The organism is Campylobacter concisus (genome assembly GCF_003048775.2).
GTDB lineage: Bacteria > Campylobacterota > Campylobacteria > Campylobacterales > Campylobacteraceae > Campylobacter_A > Campylobacter_A concisus_I.
Window position 1 is genome coordinate 983,069 of record NZ_CP049272.1, and the last position, 19,379, is coordinate 1,002,447.

Consider the following 19,379-nt stretch of genomic DNA (forward strand, 5'->3'; position numbering starts at 1 on the left):
TTTAACCTACTTCTATAAATTTAAATTTCTTATAATAAATCGACCTGTACGCCATCTTGTATCTCAAGAAAAACAGTGTGTCTTGTGTTTATTGTATTTCCATTGATGGTTTCTTGGCGAGCAAATGTCGCTTTATAGACTTGATTTACTGCGTCACCCTCACTTGTAACATCTACTTTGTTGTACATGTCACCGACAACGCTATGTTTTCTATTTAGCGTAGCAACATCAGCTTTTGTAGCTTTTACAAAGTCATGCGTGAGCTGTACTAGGTCCTTGCTGTCGCCTATTACTTTTAGAACTGTATTTACGCTATCACTAGCTGCACTATTGCTTGCATCCCTTGTGTTTCTGCTATCAATAATATCAAAGACACCATCTGGGCTAAATTTTATAGATACCGCCTGATCGGCACTTCCTAGCTGGATCTTTTCAAAGTTATTTATCTTTTTAACGTTATCTAAATTTGAAAAATCCACATCATCAACGACTATCAGAGTGTCCACGCCGCCTCTGCCATCTATCATTCTACCCTTACTATAAACAAAAGCATCGTCTAGGTTACCACCTTTTATATCGCCCTCTTGTCTTAGATATACTAGATCGCCAAAATTTGATTCGCCGTATTTACTAGCGTCACTTAGCTCGTAAGAATTTGTAGTCCCTATCTTTTTTAAATGTCCATTTTGAATAAGTGCTTCAACATAATTATTACTAAATAGATGCGTGCCGCTACCTTGTGCTCCAACTAGCATAGATGAAGGATATGGATCTTGGGGGCCATAAGTGTTTGCTACACTTTTTGGAAGCATATATAAAGATAAGTTCATCTCACCAGTTCCGTCCATATACTCCATATCAAGTTTATAAAAACCAGCTTTATCAAATGTAAAATCCCTACTCCACCACTGGCCATTTTTACCATATGATGCTTCCGTAGCTGGGTTTATATATGTTGTTGGACTTCCAAATTTTTGTGTCGTTCCATTTATAGTAAGCTCTGCATAGTTATGCAAGTCTGCTGCTCTTACAGAGTATATTCCAGGTGCACTTACATATATCCAGCCTTTCATCTTCATAACAAGATCAGATCCAACAGGATTTGACTCACCAAGAGTATAGTTGCCGGGTCTACCTTTTAAAACACCATTTGCAAAGCCTATGTTATCACCAGTGCCAGCAGCAGTATCGACACCATTTCTAAATTTCTTTGGTGCATATGGATTAGACGCATCGTATAAGGCACTATCTCCATGTCTACCAACTCTAGCTAAATCCTCTGCATGCATATTTCCTTGATTAGACAAAGTCTTATAGTGTGTTCCTGAAGCAAACTGCATAACATCATAGGTAGTAGAGGCACTTGGGGAATAAATTTCCATATAGTCTTTATAAATAGACTTACCTCCTCGCGTACTATAAACACCAGAATTGTTACCAACTCTAGCTCTCCATGACGGATCTACGTAGTTGTAAAACCACATATCAGCATCAAGACCGCTGTTACCAATAAATGTAACAGTACTAATAGATACGTTTCCTGCGGCGTCAGAATTTTTTATCATAAAATTTGCCCCAGTGCTATTGGCTGATATGGCAAAATTTTCAGAATAGCTATGTGTATTATCAAGAGACGAGCTTTTGTGAACAGAATTTAGCAAATCATAAAGATCGACTTTATTTATGGTATTTTTATTAAGAGTGTTGTTACCATTTGAGTCGGTTCCGATACTGCCTGAAATATCTACACTAGTAACATCAGACGTGGCATTTGGTGTAGCTATCGCATCTGGAGTAGCATCAAGATCGACTCGAACCAAGAGATCATCATCTTTTGTTTCATCACTCTTTAAAACAGTCGCTCTAATATTTGAGTATCTTTCATCTAGCTTTATCCCAAGTGCTTCAAAGTCCATATTTACACGCTTGTCCGCACCTACAACTAGATCTATATAGTTTTGTCCGTTTGGTAAAATTTTAGCATTACCAAGATTATCTTCAAGAGCTAAACGAAGCTTGGTTCCAGGAGCACGGTCTACACCAAAGACTATATTTGGTTGCTCATCGTTAGTAAGAGAAATATTGTACTCTTTTATAGTTTTGCTCTCATTATCAAAGTTATTTTTCTGAATAACTTTTTCATTATCTCCTGCCCTTAAGTATTTTGCGATATTTATAACTCCTCCATCTATCTGCGTAGCAAGCTTTACATCGTCAATATACTCTAAAATTCCAAAGTCAAATAATCTACCACGGACACCATCAGTCGTCGTAGCCTCGCCAGGTGTTGTGATAGTCGCTCTAACCGGCGTAGAATAATCCATAGAAATAGGAACGTCTGGTATGCCAAATTTACCACCAGCTATTGGAAGCGGTGCTGAACCATCACTTGGTATGGCTGTTAATCCATCGTCGCTTATGGTATATTTGACAGTTGTTGTAACAGATGGTATGGTAGGAGTTGATATCGTGACATTTATGCTGCTTCCTGGTTTTGTATTATTAGGTAGGTAGATATCAAGATCGCTTTGAGTAGATGACGAGCCAGAAGGAGTTGTGATACTATCTATCAGTCCATCACCATCATTATCCCTTGCAAACTGCACCTTTATGCTATTATCTAGAGTTATCTTGTCTGTGACTGGGGCCGCTTTATTGCCAGCTTTGTCAGTAAATGTAGTTGTAAAATTTGTCGTAAGCCCATAAAGCCTTGTGGTGGTCTCTATAGTGCCATTATTTACACCGATAGGCACACCATCATCTCTCGTGACACTATATACACCAGACGCGTTTTGAGAAATTTTAATAGTGATTTTATCTGTTTTACCGTCACTTCCTGCGATATCTATCTCAAATTTATCACCATCTTTTGCATCGTTTGGAATTTTTATCTTTATCGGTGTCTTTACGCCATCAGGGCTAAAGCCACTCTCCTTGCTGGTTAGAACACCATCTTTATCGCTATCTTTTGCAAACTGTACATGCGGGGATTTAATAGGTGCAACTGTATCGCTTGAAATTTCACTCACGCTTGAAGCTTTTGGGGTGCCAGTCGTGCCATCAATGATCGTCGTACTTAGCCTTTTTATGCTTGGATCGCTCGAGTTTGTTGGATCAGCAATTGTAATCTTGCCATTTTCTATAGGGATAATCTCTGTGCCACCATCAAGCGTAGCGGTAAGTCCGTCAGATGAGATGGTATATGTCTTTGTTACGCTTGTTGGTGTGCTAGCTGGATCATCAACTTTGATACGGATCTTGTCGCCAGCTGTAGCATTGTTTGGCACATAAATATCTATCATTAAGGCCGCGCTACCACTTTTTGCGAGCTCGGCTAAATTTATCATGCCATCTTTATTCTCATCAAGTGTAAAAACAGCGATTGGGTCATTGTTGTTTGCTATGGTTATGGTTTCAGTTGCGCCTGGATTGCCCGACTTACTTATCATTTGGATATTCACATTTGTTGGAGTTGAAGATGAAATTTTAACCGCATTTGCTACGTTAAAACCGACATTTCCACCACTTTCACTTGTGAGCAGATAGCTCTTACCGCTCTCTTTATCTACAAGCATATTACCAGATGTTTTAACCAGCACTTTTTCATGTAAAGTTCCGTCAGGATCAGTGGTAGTTAGTTTTATCTTGTCGCCTATTTTCATATTTGGTGATAAGATGACCTTTGCATCATCACTTGGTGTGCTAACTGTTGGACTAAAGCTATTTTCGCTTGCATCTATGACGCCATCTCGGTTTAAATCTTTATCCAAAACTACCTTTTTAAAAGCAAGAGTTGGAGTGATAGTATCAACACTTGTGGCTATATTTGCCACAGATGAATTAGTACCATTTGCTAGAGTGATACTAGAATTTACACTAAATGTAGCATTTGGAGCGACAGTGACACTTGGAATGATAAATTCTTTTTGCTCTGGGTTTATAGCATTTGGCACAATAGGTAAAATTTCACTTGGATTATTTATATTTATCACGCTTGTACCAGCTTGATCAACTTTATAAACAAGCATAGTCTTTACACCGTTATTTATGACTTCTAATGCCACTTTATCATTTGGCTTGAAGTCATTATTAAAAGCAACCGCTATACTTGTATGGTTTGGATCACCACCTGCTTCTGCAATATTTATATAGCCGTCGCCATCAATGTCTTTTAAAATTCTAACACTTGGTGCTGCAATAACTGGAATACTCTCTTTTTGCTCTACCGCTGCTACCGTACCGCTAATAGACCTATGTGCCAATGCCGACTCTTTTAATATGACTGGCAGTACAACCGCACCACCATCAACACTAATAATATTTGAGATATGACCTTGTGTATCAAAATTTAAACCATTTATGCTTGCAAAGCTACTACCGTGGTTTGAGCCATAAGAACTATGACTTGCGTTATGAGAGCTGTCGTCTTCGCCTTTGTTTTTTGTTTCTTCATTCTCAACAAAAAAATTTCTCTTATCTTCTTCTATCTGGGCTTCGCTGCCTTGCGTATTAAAATTTGCTTTTGATAGCTCTTTTGTGATGACGATAGTTTGGGGCTCAAGTAGCGCAATAGGCGAAGCGTGATAGAAATTTATAACGACTGTATCACCGCTGCTTTGTGTTATGATCTCGTCGCCTAAAAATATCTCATCTCCCTGTTTTAGTGCGATCAACTTTCCATTGCGTTTTACAAATACTTTTCCACTTATTTTTGCGACTATACCAACGTTTTGCATATTTAGTCCTTTAAATTTAATAATCAATCCATTTAAAATTTCACGCGATTATAGCTAAAAAATATTTTATATAAATAAAAGAATTTACATAATAAATTTTATTATTTTTGACCCATTTTTATATTAAAAAATAAATTAAAATTTTTATAAAATGCCAAATTTGCTTTGTTTGTAATAGAAAAATAAATTTTAAGAATTTCCCACGCCAAAAGACGTGGGATAAATTTACGCTATCTTGGTAGCGTCGATGATATTTAGATCAAGTCCAAGATCTTCAACAGATAGTCCAAGTGCAAGACCTACAAGCTGAGATAGGTGAATGATAGGCTTTCTCACATTTGAGTGGTTCTCATCTTGATATCTCTCTTGGTAGATGTCAAGTTGCATTTGACAAAGTGGGCATGGTGTGACAACTACGTCAGCGCCGTTTTCATCGGCGTTATTTACGATCTGGCTTGACATTTTTCTTACAGATGTACCAGCTGGGTAACTAGCGTGAAAACCACAGCAGTCAAGTCTTTTCTCAAATGGCACGATAGTAGCACCAAGTGCGCCTACAACAGTTTCAAAGCTCTTTGGATTGACTGAGCTTTCCCTGTTATGAAGATCTTTTTCAGGTCTTAGGCTATGACAGCCGTAAAATAGCGCTACTTTTAGCCCACTAAGTGGCTTAACAACCTTTGCTCTTAGCGTTTCTACGTTTTGATAAAGCACCCAAAGAAGGCTTGTGATCTCAGTTGAGCCATTATATTTCATATTACCTTCAGCCAAGAAAGTATTTATGCGGTCCTTTGCACCCTTATCAAGCGTAGTTTTAGCTCTTGTTAGAGTTAGCATACAAGTTGAGCATGTAGTAAGCATCGGCATATTCATCTGCTCTGCAAGTGCTATATTTCTAGCATTTGCCACAAGCGTAGCGATAGGATCAACGTCTTGTGCTTGTTGGGCACCACAGCAGCTCCAGCCCTTTATTTCGTGAAGCTTCCAGCCAAGTATCGGAGCGATAGCCTCAAGCGACATCTTAGCCTCTTTAGCTGCTTGAGAGAGTACGCATCCTGGGAAAAAAGCGAATTCGTTTTGCATAGTTACTCCTTACTAGCAGCTTTGCGAGCCGCATTTATCATTTTTACTAGATCATCATGTCCTTCAATATCCTCTTCGCCGAAAATATGAAGCGGATTCATCTTACCTGCAAGCATTAAATTTGCAGCGATATCCATTTTGCCCATATTTCTAAACACTCCCTCAGAGCGAAGTGCAAGCTTGATCTCATTTAGTCTGCCTGAGCCATCAACTAGATCGGTTAAGAACGCCTCAGCGTGATCTGGCCCCATACCATCATCAAAGCCTTTTTGTATAGCCATGATGCGAAGATCAGTTATGTCTTTGCATGCGCTTATGCCTTTTGGACAGCGATCAGCGCACTCTTGGCACTTTACACACATCCAAAGACCATTATCTATAGCTGGTTTTAGGTGCGGCATAGGATCTTTACTGCGTGAGTCAAAGGCAGCTCTATAAGCATGAACAAATACAAATGGCTGCATATAATCGCTCGCATCAGCTTCAAGTTTATTACACTCGCTAGCGCACGCACCGCAAAGTATGCAGTCCCATTCAAGCGCTACTTTTTCATACTCTTTTTGACTTTGCTTACAGCCTTTTTCTGCGCTAAATTCTGACTTAGCAGTGATGCTAGGCCTAATCTTGCGTAAATTTTCGATACTTGGCTCCCAGTCCACCATAAGATCAGATATAATCCTGAAATTTCCAAGTGGAGAAATTCTTATACTCTCTGGATTGTCATACTCAGCCAAAAGCTCGTTCATCTTCGTATCGCAAGCTAGATACGAGTGACCATTTACTCTAACAGCACACGCTCCACATATCGCTGAGCGGCAAGATGCTGTGAAATTTAGCGTCGCATCCTTTTTTTGTTTGATATCAAGAAGCACCGTTAAAAGAGTTTTGCCTTTGATCTCTTCATTTGTTAGCTCATAAGTTGATTCATATTTTTTAGTTCCGTCAAAGCGGTCGATAATAATTTTCATCCTAGCTCCTTACTCTGGCTTCTTGCCATCAAGTGAAAATATGCCTGTCACAACGTCTTTGTAGCTAAGCTCAAGCTTGCCGTCTTTTAGTGTGACTATGCTGTGTTTTAAGAAATTTATATCATCTCTTTTTGGATAGTCCTCTCTTGTGTGAGCGCCACGGCTCTCAAGACGATTTTGCGCTGCAAGGCATGCTGCACGAGAAAGAAGTATAAGGTTGCCAAGCTCGACATAGTCGGTAAATGCTGTGTTCATGACTGGGTTTTGATTTGGCACTTTAAGGGTGTCATATTTTGCTTGGATGGCTTCTAAATTTTTAGAGAGCTGATCAAGTTTTGCGCCAGTTCTAAAGATACCCATTAGATCCCAGTTGTTTTTACCAAGCTCTTCGCGAAGTGCGTACATATCATTTACACCGCCCTCGCCTGTTGCTATGGCTTTAAATTTATCCTGCCACATTTTTGCTAGCTCAGAAGTCTTTTTACCGCTTGCAAATTTTGCATTTTGCGCATAAGCTCCAGCACCCTTGCCAGCTAGATCGCCAGTTACAACTGCGTCAGTTAAGCTGTTTCCACCAAGGCGGTTTGCACCGTGGATAGATACGCATGAAGCCTCACCACCTACATAAATTCCAGGGATTTTTGTGCTCATATCATCAAATTTAGCTACCTCTATGCCACCCATTGAGTAGTGAGCTGTTGGACGGATAGGCACTGGTTGCTCAATTAGATCGATATTTTGGAAAAGCATAGCTGTGTGGCGAATTTTTGGAAGCTTTTTCATAATAGTATCTTTGCCAAGGTGGCGAACGTCACAAAGCACATAAGCGCTCATGCCCTCTCCAAAGCCTCTGCCTTCGCGAATTTCTGTCTCGATCGCACGAGCGACAACGTCACGAGGAGCTAGTTCCATCTTTTCGTGATAGTTTTTCATAAAGCGCTCGCCCTTGTTATTTAACAAGTATCCACCCTCGCCGCGAGCAGCTTCTGTGATTAGTGTGCCACCATTTTGAACGCCAGTTGGGTGAAACTGAAGCATCTCAGGATCTTCAAAACCAAGACCTGCTTTAAGCGCAGCAGCGATGCCATCACCAGTTGCTATAAAAGGAACTGATGTGCGGTTATAGAAAATTCTAGTGTATCCGCCAGTTGCGATGACTAGAGATTTGCAAAGAACTGGGTAAATTTGACCATCTTGGATGTTGCGAAGAACGACGCCTTCAACCTTGCCATCCTCAAGACCGATCTCAAGTAGCTCATGATCCATTAAAAATTTAACGCCAGCTGTGATAGCGTCATCAAGACAAGCGTGCATCAAAATGTGACCAGTTTTATCAGCCGCGTAGTTACAGCGTTTTTTACTAGCGCCACCCATGAAGCGAAACGCAACATCGCCATTATCTTTACGGGACACGTCGCCATTATCTATACGAGAAAAGAGCATGCCGTTGTGATCTAGCTCGTGAATGACTGCGCCTGCTGCCTCGCAAAATTTCACAACTGCATCTTGATCGGCAAGATAAGCCGCACCTTTAACTGTGTCATAAGCGTGAAGCTTGAAGCTGTCGCCATTACTAAAGTCAGTAACGCCGTTTATTCCACCCTCTGCCATACAGGTCGCATTACGTGATGGCATCATCTTTGTAGCAACAACGACGGTTGAGTTTGGATATTGCTTGCGAACGGCTGTTGCTGCACGAAGTCCAGCACCACCAGAGCCGATTATTAGCACATCAACAGATGGTAAGCCACTTTCATTGCCTTTTGGCAACTCACCAGCAAAAATATTGGTCGCACCAGCTGTTGTAGCTAGCGCACCTACGCTGATACAGGCACTTTGTAGAAATTCTCTTCTGGTAAATTTTTCACTCATTGATAACTTCCTATCTTAGTAAATTTTTAGCGTTTAAAACGCACCGCCAGTTTATTTCTTAATATTTTTTAAAACAGCTATATTAATTAAATAATTAATAATGAAAGATTACATTAAATTTACTTAGAAGAAACATAAAGATTTATTTTAGATTAAGAAATGAGAGCTGATATTAAAATCAAAAAAGATAAAATGGGCTTTTCAAGGTAGTTTATATAAATTTAGCGGTAGAAATTTTATAAGATATATAAAAATTTCTACCGATTTGAAGTTTACTTTTATTTTTGAGTTTTTAAGTTTTAAAAGCACTTTTTTAGGATATTAGAAAGATAAATTTACTTTTATACTTAAATAAATATATTAAATATAATAAATAACATTATTTTTGTCCTATTATCAAAATTCACCCTTTGGGTGCAAAATTTCTTTTAGCTCGCTATCACTTAGCTTGTAGTTATAAAATCTCTCATAAAACTCTTTTGTTTTTTGCTCTAAATTTAGATCGCTAAATTTCTCTGGGTAAAATGTCTTAGCCAGCCAAAGCGGATAGAGCGCACCTTCAGCACTTCTTACGCTCCAAAGATAAACGCCACTTGGCACTACAAAAATTTCTCCATTTTGCACAGCTTTTAGCTTGGCAAATGATGCGTTTTTAGCGATAGCATCGGCACTTTTTTGTGAATTTGTGATGATAATGTCTGGGTTAAAGATGATGACTTGCTCTTCATTTATCGCTTTTGAAATTTTAAAATCCCCATCGCTTAGCTCTGAGCTTAAATTTATACCACCAGCCACGCTAATATACTCTGCGCCGATATCCTTTGAGCTAATGGTATTAAAGTTCCCAGAGCTATAGTTAAGCACTAAAACTCTCTTTTTTGGCGTTAAATTTGCTGTTTTTTGGCTTACAAATTTTATGTTGTCGTTAAAATAGTCATTAAACTCATGTGCCCTTTTTATGCTCTTTTCGCCCCAAATTTCAGCGATCTTGCTAAAGCTATCTTGTATCTCTTTGATACTTTGAAATTTATCTATCTTCACAACTGCGATGCCAGCGCTCTCTAACTGAGCCTTGCTATTTTCATCAAACATCATGCCAACTGGCCCAAAAACAACTTGCGTTTTTGAAGCGATGATCGTTTCAATGCTGCTACTTAGCATGCCGCTTTTATTTTCGTTGCTCTTTATCTTTGGAAAAATTTTTGACATTAGTGGAGGCAGTTTTGGCGCACCGCTAATTATGTGATCTTCGTTGCCAAGCATCGCGGAGACCTGCACAAATGCCCCTATCAAAGGCGTTGCACGCTCGATAACATCAGGCACTTCTACCTTTTTATTATCGCTATCAAGCACCACTCTTGCTTGCAAACTAACAAGCAAAAAAGCCAAAAGTAAAATTTTCTTAAACATATTTTCTCCTTTTAATCCACCATCACGCAAGAGTAATGCTCGCGCTCATCGATGATATTTTTCACCACTCGTATATCTACACCGTAAATTTTCTTTAAATTTTCACCATTCATCACCTCGCTAGCCTCGCCGTAGATGTAGTTTTTATCACGCCCAAGCATCGCAACTTTTGCGTTTAGATAAAAGACTTGCTCTGGCTGATGAGAGGTGAGGATGATGATGTAGCCTTGCTTTGCGAGCTTTTTTATCTCTTTTAAAACTCGCATTTGGTTGCCAAAGTCTAAATTTGCCGTTGGCTCGTCAAGTAGCATCACCTTTGAGCGCTGCGCCAAAGCCCTAGCTATCAGAACCATTTGCCGCTCGCCGCCACTTAGATCGGTGTAAATTTTATCTTTAAAACTCTCTAAATTTAGCGTCTTTAGCGCATCTAGTGCTATCTTTTCATCCTCTTTGCTAGGGCGTTCAAATATACCAAGTCTTGCATTTGCACTCATCATCACCACATCAAAAACGCTAAAAGCAAATGGCGGAGTGTGAGCTTGCGGGACGTAGCTTATAAAGCTTGCTCGCTCCTTTTCGCTCATTTTTAGCGCGTCTTTGCCGTCTATTAAAATTTCTCCCCCAAGTGGCTTTAAAAAGCCAAGTATCGTCTTAAACGTCGTCGTTTTGCCAACGCCGTTGCTACCAAGCAGGCAAAAGATGTCGCCATCTTGTAAATTTGCATTGAAATTTTCTATAACGACCTTTTTGTCGTAGCCACAGCTTAAATTTTTTATCTCAAATTTCACGCAAAACCCTTTTTGCTCTTATAGAGCAGATAGACAAAAACAGGCGCGCCAACTAGCGAAGTGATGACGCCAAGCGGGATCTCACTTGCCATTAGGCTACGTGAAGTGGTATCTACTATCAGTAAAAATAGCCCTCCGCCAAGTAGCGAAGCTGGAAAGAGTGTGATGAAATTTGCTCCCACGACAAAGCGCATGATGTGAGGGATGACAAGCCCCACCCAGCCCACGATACCGCAAAATGAGACGCAAGTAGCGGTTAGAAGTGTCGAGGCGATGATGATTATGATGTTATAAAATTTCACATTTAGCCCCATCGCCCTAGCCTCTTCTTCGCCAAAGCTAAGCGTATTTAGCTTATAGCGAAGCATGAAAAGTGGCACAAGGCAGATCATAACTACGCAAAAAAGCAGAGCTAAATTTTTATATCCGCCGCTTCTTGCAAGGCTTCCCATCAGCCAAAAAGTGACTTCTGGTAGCTTATCTTCGCTATCGGCTAGAAATTTTATAAGCGAGCTAAGCGCCCCAAAAAGAGATGAAATGACGATGCCAGTTAGCACCATCACGAGTAAATTTAACCTGCCTTTTGCGATGACGCTGCTTATAAAAACGACAGCAAAAACCGCAAATAGACCACAAGCAAAGGCGCTAAGCTGCACGCCTATGTAGTTAAAATTTAAGATGATAGCCACGCTCGCCCCCACAGCTGCGCCACTTGAGACACCAAGGATGTCAGGCGAGACTAGAGGATTTTTAAAAAGACCTTGATAGACAGCTCCAGAGCTAGCAAGCGCTGCACCAACAAGGACGGCAAAAAGCACCCTTGGCAAGCGAATGAGCGTAAAGACCGTGTAGCCTTGCTCGTCGCTTGGCTGCTCGTTTAAAATGGCTGATCTTATAAACTCAAAAATTTGAGCGTAGCTTATCTCGTAGCGTCCGATACCTAATGAAAAAAAGAGCACCAGCAAAAGAAGCGCAAATAATGCGAAAATTATATTTTGACTACTCAAATTTCATCTCCCGCACGTCCCACCAAATGAGATAACTCTTGGTTTCTCTTTTAAATTTAAAGCCGCTTTTGGTCTTTGTGAGGTAGCTTTTTACATTTTCTTTGTAAATTTCTTCTTTTTCAGGCGTGATCTCACCGACAAATCTAAAATAAGAAAACGCCTCTTCAAGGCTAGCAAAATCCCTCTCATAAATGGTATCGATTATCTTTAAATTTGGATTTGCTCCCATGTCGTAAGCGATATTAAAGATAAAGTTATAGCCAAATCTCCTATCGCTAAGACCTGCCTCTTTTTCATCTTTTATCCCTTTTAAGAAGTCTTGCCAGAACGTTTTTAAGCTTGGATAATCCATTAAAAAAGAGGTCATCACGACATATTTTTTAGCAAATTTGTAAAGCTTTTTTATATCAAAAAGCCCAACTGAGCGTGATGCTAGCACGATGTCATACTTTGGCAAGTCCTTTATGCTCGCCTCATCGCTCCAGTCTTTTTGGATGAAATTTATATTTTTCGCTCCAGCCTCTTTTGCGTTTTTTTTAGCGTATTCAAGCATTTTAACAAACGGATCTAGCGCACTAACGCTCTTTGCTAGCTTTGCAAGTGGCACGCTAAGCCTTGCTGGACCACACCCCACGTCAAGCACACTGTCATCTTTTGTGATAGGTAAATTTGAGAGCAAATTTAATGTAGAAGCTGCCTCCATGCGCGTCATCTCGTTATACATATTCGCGACATCGTCCCAATTTACGCCACCTTCTTTGCCTTTTACCTTTTGCAAAGTAGGCAAAAACACTCGCTCCAAAATCGCTTGATAATCAACTAGCCCTTGCATCTCTCTCCCTTTGGTTATTTAAATCTGCCCTACAAAAAGGGCAAATTTAAAGAGCCTAAAGCCAAAATAAATTTGGCTTTAGTTTTTGGTTTTAGAATTTAACTTGAGCTGAAAGCATGAAGGTTCTGCTTTGTCCTAAGAAAAGTGAGGTTCCTTCTCTGTCTGGTATCTCTCCATTCACGTCAGATGGGAACATTCCCGCCCAGTATTTTTTATTAAAGAGGTTATTTATGTCAAATCTTATAGTTGTCTCTTTGCCTAGCCAAGCTTTTGTAGTGTATCTAGCTCCAACATCTGTTGTGAAGTAGCCATTTACACTATGAGCATTAGCATTGTCGATGTAGCGTTTACCTGTATAGTGGAAATTTGTTGTAAATGCAAGTTTATTTGTGCTAGGAACTGCGTAGTCAAACAAGACATTTGCTTGAAATTTTGGCTCACCGATAACTATTTTGCCTTCAGATACGCCATCTTTAGCATTTTTTATCTTAGCATCAAGAAGTGTAAAGCCACCATACATGCTTAATGTATCAACAAGCTTTCCGCCAGTAGTTAGCTCAAAGCCGCGGTTTCTTTGTGTGCCTTGAACTTTAAAATCAGCACTTGCTCCACTGCCAACTAGATATGCTATAGGACGCTTTATCTCAAAGATAGCAGCTGATAGGTCGAGCTCACCTAGTCTAGCTTTTGCACCAATCTCATATTGTTTGCTTCTAAATGGTTCTACCACTAAAGTCTCGCCTTTTCTAGCTCCGTTTGAAAATGTATATGTTGTTCCTTCGCTTGAGATACTATCTGCGTATGTTGTATAAAGGCTTACGTTTTCAAGTGGCTTATAAACAAGACTTACGCCATAGTTAAAGCCACTTTTATCATAGTTTTTCTCTTTAGAAGGATCTAATTTATAGCTTTTAAACCAGCTTCTTGAAACTGATAAGATAGTGCTGAAGTAGTCATTAAATTTAATATCATCAACAACAGATATATTTTTCATATCGCTACTACTACTTTTATATCTGCCACTTCCTTTTGCTACATGTGGATCGTTAAAGATTCTTGGATTATACAAATTTGACGTACCAAGATTTGCTCTACCACCACTATTTCTAGCACTATAAATGTTCCAGCAATATCCATTTGTAGCTACGGCAAAATTATGTGATAAAGAACCTGTTTCAAAATTTGTCAAACCTTTTAAGAACCAACTATCTACATCAAATCTACCAGATGCGCCACTGCCACCACTTTTAACAACTCTGTAATCTCCATTTTCATTTAAAAACGTCCCGCTTGTACCGTACATATCTCTGATAGCTTTTTGCCACTGATAGCCACCCTCAAAGTACCAGCTCTCACTTGGAGCATATTTTAGTTTTACGCTAGCTGTTGTTGTTTTTAGGTGATTACCACCAAATGTTTGTTCAAGCCCTCTTTTAGTATCTTTTACAGGGCTTGGTACATCAAATTTTGCCACTCCGTTTGTTAATGGCATACTAAAAGCACCTGGCATACCTGAGTTTTTATGCTCGTAATGGCTAAAGTTTGTCTCAAGTATTAAATTTTCTGTAAGGTAAAAATCAAGTCCTAATGAAGCCAAGCGACGAGAGAATTTACTATCTTTGGCATTCTTTTCACCGCCTGAGTAGTAAAAGACGCCTCTATATCCAACTTTTTCAAATTTATTTGAAGTATCAAGTCCGACGCCTAAATTTGACCTTGAGCTATAATCAGTCCAGATGATATTTTGAAGCGGAACTGGACGCTTGCGAGAGTAGAGGAAATATCCTGAAGGTGTAGCACCGCCATAAAGTGAGCCGGCAAGTCCGTTTTAGATTTGCAAACTTTCAAACATCGCCATAGGAACAGCTGTGGTAGATGTAGAGTAAAAGCCGTCCCAAAGGACATTGCCAACAACACTACCTTGAAAACCACGAGTTTGCGGACGACCGATTTCAGCTCCACCACGATATTGAATTTGTGCTGATGGGAAATATCTAACTGCTTCTTCAAAACCTTGGACACCTTGATTATCAAGCACCTCTTTTGAAATTGTATTTACTTGATAAGGCATATCTAAAACTTTTTTGTCAGCCAAAGGACCAGCAGCGACTCTTTTGTTTAAAATTCCCTCATCTATACCACTTTCGCTGATGTTATCACCGACAGAATTTACTTCAACGCCCTCAAGCTTTGTCGTTTGCACAGCAAAAACTTGACTTAAAAAACCACTGCACATCAAGAGCGCAGCACATGTTGCAACCGAGATTTTGTAACTCAATTTTTACTCCTTTTTATAAAAATTTTACGTCTGAAATATTACTAGAACAAATCTTAAATATAATTTATTAATTTATTAAATATATGAATATATATTTAATAAATTAATAGAGGTAAAATAGGTCATTTAAATAATAATATGAGATAAATTTATCGTTTTATTTTGTAGAAATTTTGGTTATTTTTTTATAATGAAGCGTTTTTTATAAGGCTAATTTTTAGTTAAAAAGTAATAAATCTCGCCGTAGTGTCTGACTGAGATGATCCAGTTTAAATTTATATCAAATATCTCAATATCATCAAGTGATGGATACCAGATATCGCTAAAAAATTTATCTAAATCATCAAAGCGCAAAATATCAATGCTCTCAAATTTATTAAAATTTATGTAAATTTCATTTGGCGTGGCGATGCCAAGCTTGCTAAAAGCGGTCTTGAGATCAAAATTTTCTTCGTCCGCATTAAAGCCATCAAGCTTGCTAAATTTATCTATCTTAAAAAACTCATCTATATTATCTAGGCTAAATTTATGAAGTAAATTTTCTCTTATCTTTAAGCACTCATCGTTTGACAAGCTCCTAATGATCGGCATCTCAAAGCCATATTCTTTGCGGAAATTTTCTAGTTTTATCTGATCCATTTTGGGAGGTTTTGGCTAAATTTAAATTTAGCCAAAAATTTATTTTAAAAGCTCTTTTGCGTATTTTAGGCCTAGCTCGTAAGCTTTTGCATTTGCCTCTTTGACCTTAGCTGGCACGCTTGCTAGCATCTCTTCACGCACTAAATTTTCATCCATGCACCCACTCATCGCCACAGCCACACCAAGGGCCACGACGCTTTGAGTGATGACGTTACCAACCTCGTCTTTTGCGATAGAGATGATAGGAATTTCATAAATTTTCCAGCGCTTTTTATCCTCATCGCTCACTTTTACCAAATTTGGCTCGACAACGATCGCGCCGCCCTCTTTCACGCCACTTTTAAAGGCGTTGTAGCTTATCTGCGCGGTGGCAAGCATAAAGTCTATCTCGCCCTCGTTTGCATAAGGGTATAAAATTTCTTTCTCGTCAAGTATGATATCGACCTTCGTTGGGCCGCCACGCACCTGAGATGTGTAAGTAGAGGCCTTCACGCCGTATCCGCCTGCTTTTATCTTGGCAGCTGAGAGGATCTCGCCTGCTAGTATGACGCCCTGTCCGCCAACGCCGACAAATCTTAGTTGTGACTTCATGCTAGCTCCTCAAAATTTATCGCTTCATTGCTCATTGCAGCCTTTCTTACCTTGTCGTAAGCTTTGGTGTATTCGATCTTTTCTTCATCTTTGTGAAGCACGCCAAGTGGGAAAATGCCCTTTTTCTCTTCGTCACTTAGCATGTCAAATTTGACCTTGCTCGTCGTGCGGCCTTTTATCCACTCTAAATTTTTCACCGCCTCGCCCATTTTATTTTTGCGGCCTAAATTTATATGGCAGTTTGAAAATACATCAAAAAAGCTGTATCCATCGTGGCTAAAGCCCTCTACAAAGAGCTTTGTTAGCTTCTCTGGCTCGATGACGCTACCACGCGCGACAAAGCTAGCACCTGCGGCGGTTGCGAGCTTACAGGCGTCAAAGCTAGGATCGATGTTGCCGTATTGCGCTGTGACCGTCCACATGCCCTTTGGCGTGGTTGGGCTGGTTTGAGAGTTTGTTAGCGCGTAGATGAAGTTGTTTATAAGGATGTGATTTAGCCCGATATTTCGGCGGCATCCGTGTATCGTGTGGTTGCCTCCGATCGCTAGTCCGTCGCCATCGCCAGTTACCACGATGACGTGTTTGTCTGGATTTGCCATCTTTACGCCAGTGGCGTAAGCTACGGCTCTGCCGTGAGTTGTGTGGATGGTGTTGCAGTCGAGATATCCGCTAAAGCGACCAGAACAGCCTATGCCTGAGACCACGCAAACATCGTTCATATCCCAGCCTATGGTGTCGATAGCGCGGATGAGCGCCTTTAGTATGACGCCGTCGCCACAGCCCCAGCACCAAAGAGTAGGCATTTTGTCTATTCGTAAATATTTATCATAATTAAAAGCCATAAATTTCTCCTATCTTCGCCTCGATCTCGCTTGGACTTATCGGTCTGCCGTTTGCTTTTAGCAGTTTTGCAAAGTCATCTCTTAAGATGATCTTTGAAATTTCGCCACTATATTGACCTAAATTTAGCTCACAGACTAAAATTTTCTTAAATTTATTTGATATCTCTTTTAGTTTTTTAGCTGGAGCTGGGAAAAGTGTGAGTGGCTTAAATAGCCCTACTTTTAGCCCTTTTTCACGTAAATTTAATATCGCTTGCTTAGCCGAAAGCGCCACGCTACCAAAGGCGATGATGCAAATTTCTGCATCTTCAAGCATAAACTCTTCAAATTTCTCGCACTCATCTACGTGTAAATTTATCTTATTAAATAGCCTATTCATCGAGTATTCAACGATCTTGCCATCTTCTGTTGGAAAGCCAGTTGAGCCGTGATGAAGCCCAGTGATATGGTAGTGGTAGCCTTTAAAGAAAGGATTTAGCGTGGCTGGCTCATCTGGTGCGGCCTCATAAGGTTTATACTCTTTTGGCTCGCCACTAAATTCTCTTCTTTTATAAATTTCTAGCTCGCTAATCTCTGGCAAACGCACCCTTGCTTGCATGTGTCCTATCGTCTCATCAAGTAGCAGCATAACTGGCGTCATAAACCTAGCTGCGAGGTTAAACGCTCGAACTGTTTGCGTATAGCACTCCTCTAGACTGCTAGGAGCTAGCACTATCATATTTACATCGCCGTGAGTTGGGTTTTTGGCCTGCAAGATATCGCCTTGTGCGACGCGGGTTGGTAAGCCAGTTGAAGGGCCACCGCGCATGACGTTTACAATGACAAGCGGTATCTCAGCGATAAAGCCAAGGCCTATTTGTTCAGCCTTTAGTGAAATTCCAGGCCCTGAGCTAGCAGTCATCGCCTTAGCTCCGCTCGCACTTGCACCAAGAGAAACTGAAATTCCAGCTATCTCATCTTCCATTTGTATAAATGTACCGCCATGTTTTGGCAAAAGCACGCTTAGCTCATGGGCGATCTCGCTACTTGGAGTGATCGGATATCCGCCAAAGAAGTTACAGCCACACTCGACCGCAGCCCTTGCTACTAGGGCATTTCCAGTTGATACTAGCTCTCTCATGCGCTCTCTCCAAGCTTTGCAAATTTATTTGCCTTTACGGCCGCAGCTCGCTCTTTGCTCTCAGGCGTTAGCTTTGCAAATTTAAAGCCTTTTTCAGCCACATAAATGGCAAAATCAGGACAGTGAAGCTCACAGTCGCGACAGCCTATGCATGAGTCAGCATAGACGACCTCTATCATCTTACCAAGCACCGCTTTTGGCTCAAGTCTCATCGCTAGCACGCCTGCTGGGCAGTAGCTCACGCAGACATCACAGGCCTTACACCTGCTCTCATCGACCCAAACAGGTACATTTTCTTTTATTATCATCTATATTCCTAATCCAAATTTTCTTTTAAAAATTTAATGTTTTTTCTAATATCAGCTTCGCTTTTACTTAGCTGCTCTTGCTCACTTTCATTTATATTTAGCTCTAAAATTTCTTTTAAGCCCTCACGTCCAAGCCTTACTAGCCTGCCGCAACTTAGCTCATCATCAAGAAGTACGCTAGCACTTAAAATTTCATCACTCTTGCCCATGATCGCTTCACACATTTTCACAACTGCAGCCGCTGGTGCGTAGTAAGCTGAAGTGCCAAGGAGCTTAACGATCTTTGCACCACCAGTGCTTGTCTCTTTTTTAAGAGTTGCAAGCTCATTTTCGTTTAAATTTTCGCTGATATTACTAGCTGATACGATCATCTCGTCGTTGTGAGCTCCAATTATCTTTGTCTTTAGCTCTTTTGCATCTTTATCTTTTAGAAGCGCTAGCTCATATCTGCATCTTGCGCCATCAAGCTCACCAGCCATGCCGATCACTTTATTTTTGCTAAAACCACTAAATTTATGAGCCGTCCAGACCATCACATCAAGCGGATTTGTCACGACGATTATCACCGCATTTGGTGCAAATTTTGCGATATTTTGAGCCGTTTGTTTTACGACTACGGCGTTTTTAAGGAGTAAGTCCTCTCTTGTTTGACCCTCTTTCCTTGGGCTTCCAGCAGTTACCACTACGATATCACTGCCCTCTATTAGCATAAAGTCATCGCCACCACAAACGGTAGTTTTCGCATTAAAAACGCAGCTTGACTGCGCTAGATCGATCGCTTTTGCACGTGCTACGTCACCAAATATATCCACAAGCGCGATCTCATCGCAAACTTCTCTCATGCAAAGCGCATAAGCTATGCTTGCACCGACGTTTCCAGCTCCAACTATACTTATTTTCATTTT

Annotated in this window: 16 protein-coding genes; all 16 read right to left on the bottom strand. The window is 40.3% G+C overall.

Annotation, left to right across the window (positions count from 1 at the left end; genetic code table 11):
• Positions 1–29: 29 nt before the first annotated feature.
• The 16 genes from CVT17_RS04925 to CVT17_RS04995 all read right to left on the bottom strand — a co-directional run bounded on the left by CVT17_RS04925 (position 30) and on the right by CVT17_RS04995 (position 19,376).
• Positions 30–4,736, bottom strand: a complete 4,707-nt coding sequence (locus tag CVT17_RS04925) for a hypothetical protein (RefSeq protein WP_107858750.1) — start codon at positions 4,734–4,736, stop codon at positions 30–32.
• Between the two features lie 225 nt (positions 4,737–4,961).
• On the bottom strand, positions 4,962–5,819 hold the full coding sequence (gene sdhE / locus CVT17_RS04930; protein WP_087585917.1) for an 8-methylmenaquinol:fumarate reductase membrane anchor subunit: 858 nt from the start codon (positions 5,817–5,819) through the stop codon (positions 4,962–4,964).
• Positions 5,820–5,821: 2 nt separating this feature from the next.
• Entirely contained in the window at positions 5,822–6,787 is a 966-nt protein-coding gene (sdhB, locus tag CVT17_RS04935; RefSeq protein ID WP_107858749.1) for an 8-methylmenaquinol:fumarate reductase iron-sulfur subunit, read from the bottom strand.
• Positions 6,788–6,796: 9 nt separating this feature from the next.
• Positions 6,797–8,659 carry an 8-methylmenaquinol:fumarate reductase flavoprotein subunit gene (sdhA, locus tag CVT17_RS04940; protein ID WP_107858748.1) on the bottom strand — a complete coding sequence of 621 codons (1,863 nt, stop codon included), beginning with the start codon at positions 8,657–8,659 and terminating at the stop codon, positions 6,797–6,799.
• Positions 8,660–9,055: 396 nt separating this feature from the next.
• Positions 9,056–10,069: an ABC transporter substrate-binding protein gene (locus CVT17_RS04945; protein WP_107858747.1), complete on the bottom strand. Its 1,014-nt coding sequence runs from the start codon at positions 10,067–10,069 to the stop codon at positions 9,056–9,058.
• A gap of 11 nt (positions 10,070–10,080) precedes the next feature.
• Entirely contained in the window at positions 10,081–10,857 is a 777-nt protein-coding gene (locus tag CVT17_RS04950) for an ABC transporter ATP-binding protein (protein ID WP_107858746.1), read from the bottom strand.
• A complete protein-coding gene (locus tag CVT17_RS04955; protein WP_107858745.1) occupies positions 10,854–11,864 on the bottom strand; it encodes a FecCD family ABC transporter permease in 1,011 nt (336 codons plus the stop codon). Before CVT17_RS04955 ends, CVT17_RS04950 begins: the two co-directional genes overlap by 4 nt.
• Positions 11,857–12,696 (bottom strand): class I SAM-dependent methyltransferase, encoded by an 840-nt coding sequence (locus tag CVT17_RS04960; protein WP_107858744.1) that lies wholly within the window; start codon positions 12,694–12,696, stop codon positions 11,857–11,859. The genes CVT17_RS04955 and CVT17_RS04960 overlap by 8 nt, the downstream gene beginning before the upstream one ends.
• A 91-nt stretch (positions 12,697–12,787) precedes the next feature.
• A complete protein-coding gene (locus tag CVT17_RS04965; RefSeq protein WP_230853271.1) occupies positions 12,788–14,293 on the bottom strand; it encodes a TonB-dependent receptor in 1,506 nt (501 codons plus the stop codon).
• A 231-nt stretch (positions 14,294–14,524) separates the two neighbouring features.
• Positions 14,525–14,974: a TonB-dependent receptor plug domain-containing protein gene (locus CVT17_RS09340; protein WP_230853272.1), complete on the bottom strand. Its 450-nt coding sequence runs from the start codon at positions 14,972–14,974 to the stop codon at positions 14,525–14,527.
• Positions 14,975–15,184: 210 nt separating this feature from the next.
• The gene (locus CVT17_RS04970) at positions 15,185–15,613 is read right to left on the bottom strand and encodes a heat-shock protein (RefSeq protein WP_107770336.1); all 429 of its coding nucleotides are present in this window, start codon (positions 15,611–15,613) and stop codon (positions 15,185–15,187) included.
• A gap of 39 nt (positions 15,614–15,652) precedes the next feature.
• Positions 15,653–16,204, bottom strand: a complete 552-nt coding sequence (locus CVT17_RS04975; protein ID WP_021085834.1) for a 2-oxoacid:acceptor oxidoreductase family protein — start codon at positions 16,202–16,204, stop codon at positions 15,653–15,655.
• Positions 16,201–17,046: a 2-oxoglutarate ferredoxin oxidoreductase subunit beta gene (locus CVT17_RS04980; RefSeq protein WP_107858743.1), complete on the bottom strand. Its 846-nt coding sequence runs from the start codon at positions 17,044–17,046 to the stop codon at positions 16,201–16,203. Before CVT17_RS04980 ends, CVT17_RS04975 begins: the two co-directional genes overlap by 4 nt.
• On the bottom strand, positions 17,036–18,166 hold the full coding sequence (locus CVT17_RS04985; protein ID WP_107858742.1) for a 2-oxoglutarate synthase subunit alpha: 1,131 nt from the start codon (positions 18,164–18,166) through the stop codon (positions 17,036–17,038). The genes CVT17_RS04980 and CVT17_RS04985 overlap by 11 nt, the downstream gene beginning before the upstream one ends.
• The gene (locus CVT17_RS04990; protein ID WP_021091402.1) at positions 18,163–18,474 is read right to left on the bottom strand and encodes a 4Fe-4S dicluster domain-containing protein; all 312 of its coding nucleotides are present in this window, start codon (positions 18,472–18,474) and stop codon (positions 18,163–18,165) included. The genes CVT17_RS04985 and CVT17_RS04990 overlap by 4 nt, the downstream gene beginning before the upstream one ends.
• Positions 18,475–18,482: 8 nt before the next feature.
• Complete coding sequence (locus tag CVT17_RS04995; RefSeq protein WP_107770332.1) at positions 18,483–19,376, bottom strand: malate dehydrogenase; 894 nt, start codon at positions 19,374–19,376, stop codon at positions 18,483–18,485.
• Positions 19,377–19,379 lie beyond the last annotated feature (3 nt).

Coding starts and splice junctions, on each gene's coding strand:
- CVT17_RS04945 (WP_107858747.1), bottom strand. CDS start 10,069: ATGTTTAAGAAAATTTTACTTTTGGCTTTTTTGCTTGTTAGTTTGCAA.
- CVT17_RS04995 (WP_107770332.1), bottom strand. CDS start 19,376: ATGAAAATAAGTATAGTTGGAGCTGGAAACGTCGGTGCAAGCATAGCT.
- CVT17_RS04925 (WP_107858750.1), bottom strand. CDS start 4,736: ATGCAAAACGTTGGTATAGTCGCAAAAATAAGTGGAAAAGTATTTGTA.
- sdhB (WP_107858749.1), bottom strand. CDS start 6,787: ATGAAAATTATTATCGACCGCTTTGACGGAACTAAAAAATATGAATCA.
- CVT17_RS04980 (WP_107858743.1), bottom strand. CDS start 17,046: ATGGCTTTTAATTATGATAAATATTTACGAATAGACAAAATGCCTACT.
- CVT17_RS04975 (WP_021085834.1), bottom strand. CDS start 16,204: ATGAAGTCACAACTAAGATTTGTCGGCGTTGGCGGACAGGGCGTCATA.
- CVT17_RS04960 (WP_107858744.1), bottom strand. CDS start 12,696: ATGCAAGGGCTAGTTGATTATCAAGCGATTTTGGAGCGAGTGTTTTTG.
- CVT17_RS04985 (WP_107858742.1), bottom strand. CDS start 18,166: ATGAGAGAGCTAGTATCAACTGGAAATGCCCTAGTAGCAAGGGCTGCG.
- CVT17_RS04990 (WP_021091402.1), bottom strand. CDS start 18,474: ATGATAATAAAAGAAAATGTACCTGTTTGGGTCGATGAGAGCAGGTGT.
- sdhA (WP_107858748.1), bottom strand. CDS start 8,659: ATGAGTGAAAAATTTACCAGAAGAGAATTTCTACAAAGTGCCTGTATC.
- CVT17_RS04970 (WP_107770336.1), bottom strand. CDS start 15,613: ATGGATCAGATAAAACTAGAAAATTTCCGCAAAGAATATGGCTTTGAG.
- sdhE (WP_087585917.1), bottom strand. CDS start 5,819: ATGCAAAACGAATTCGCTTTTTTCCCAGGATGCGTACTCTCTCAAGCA.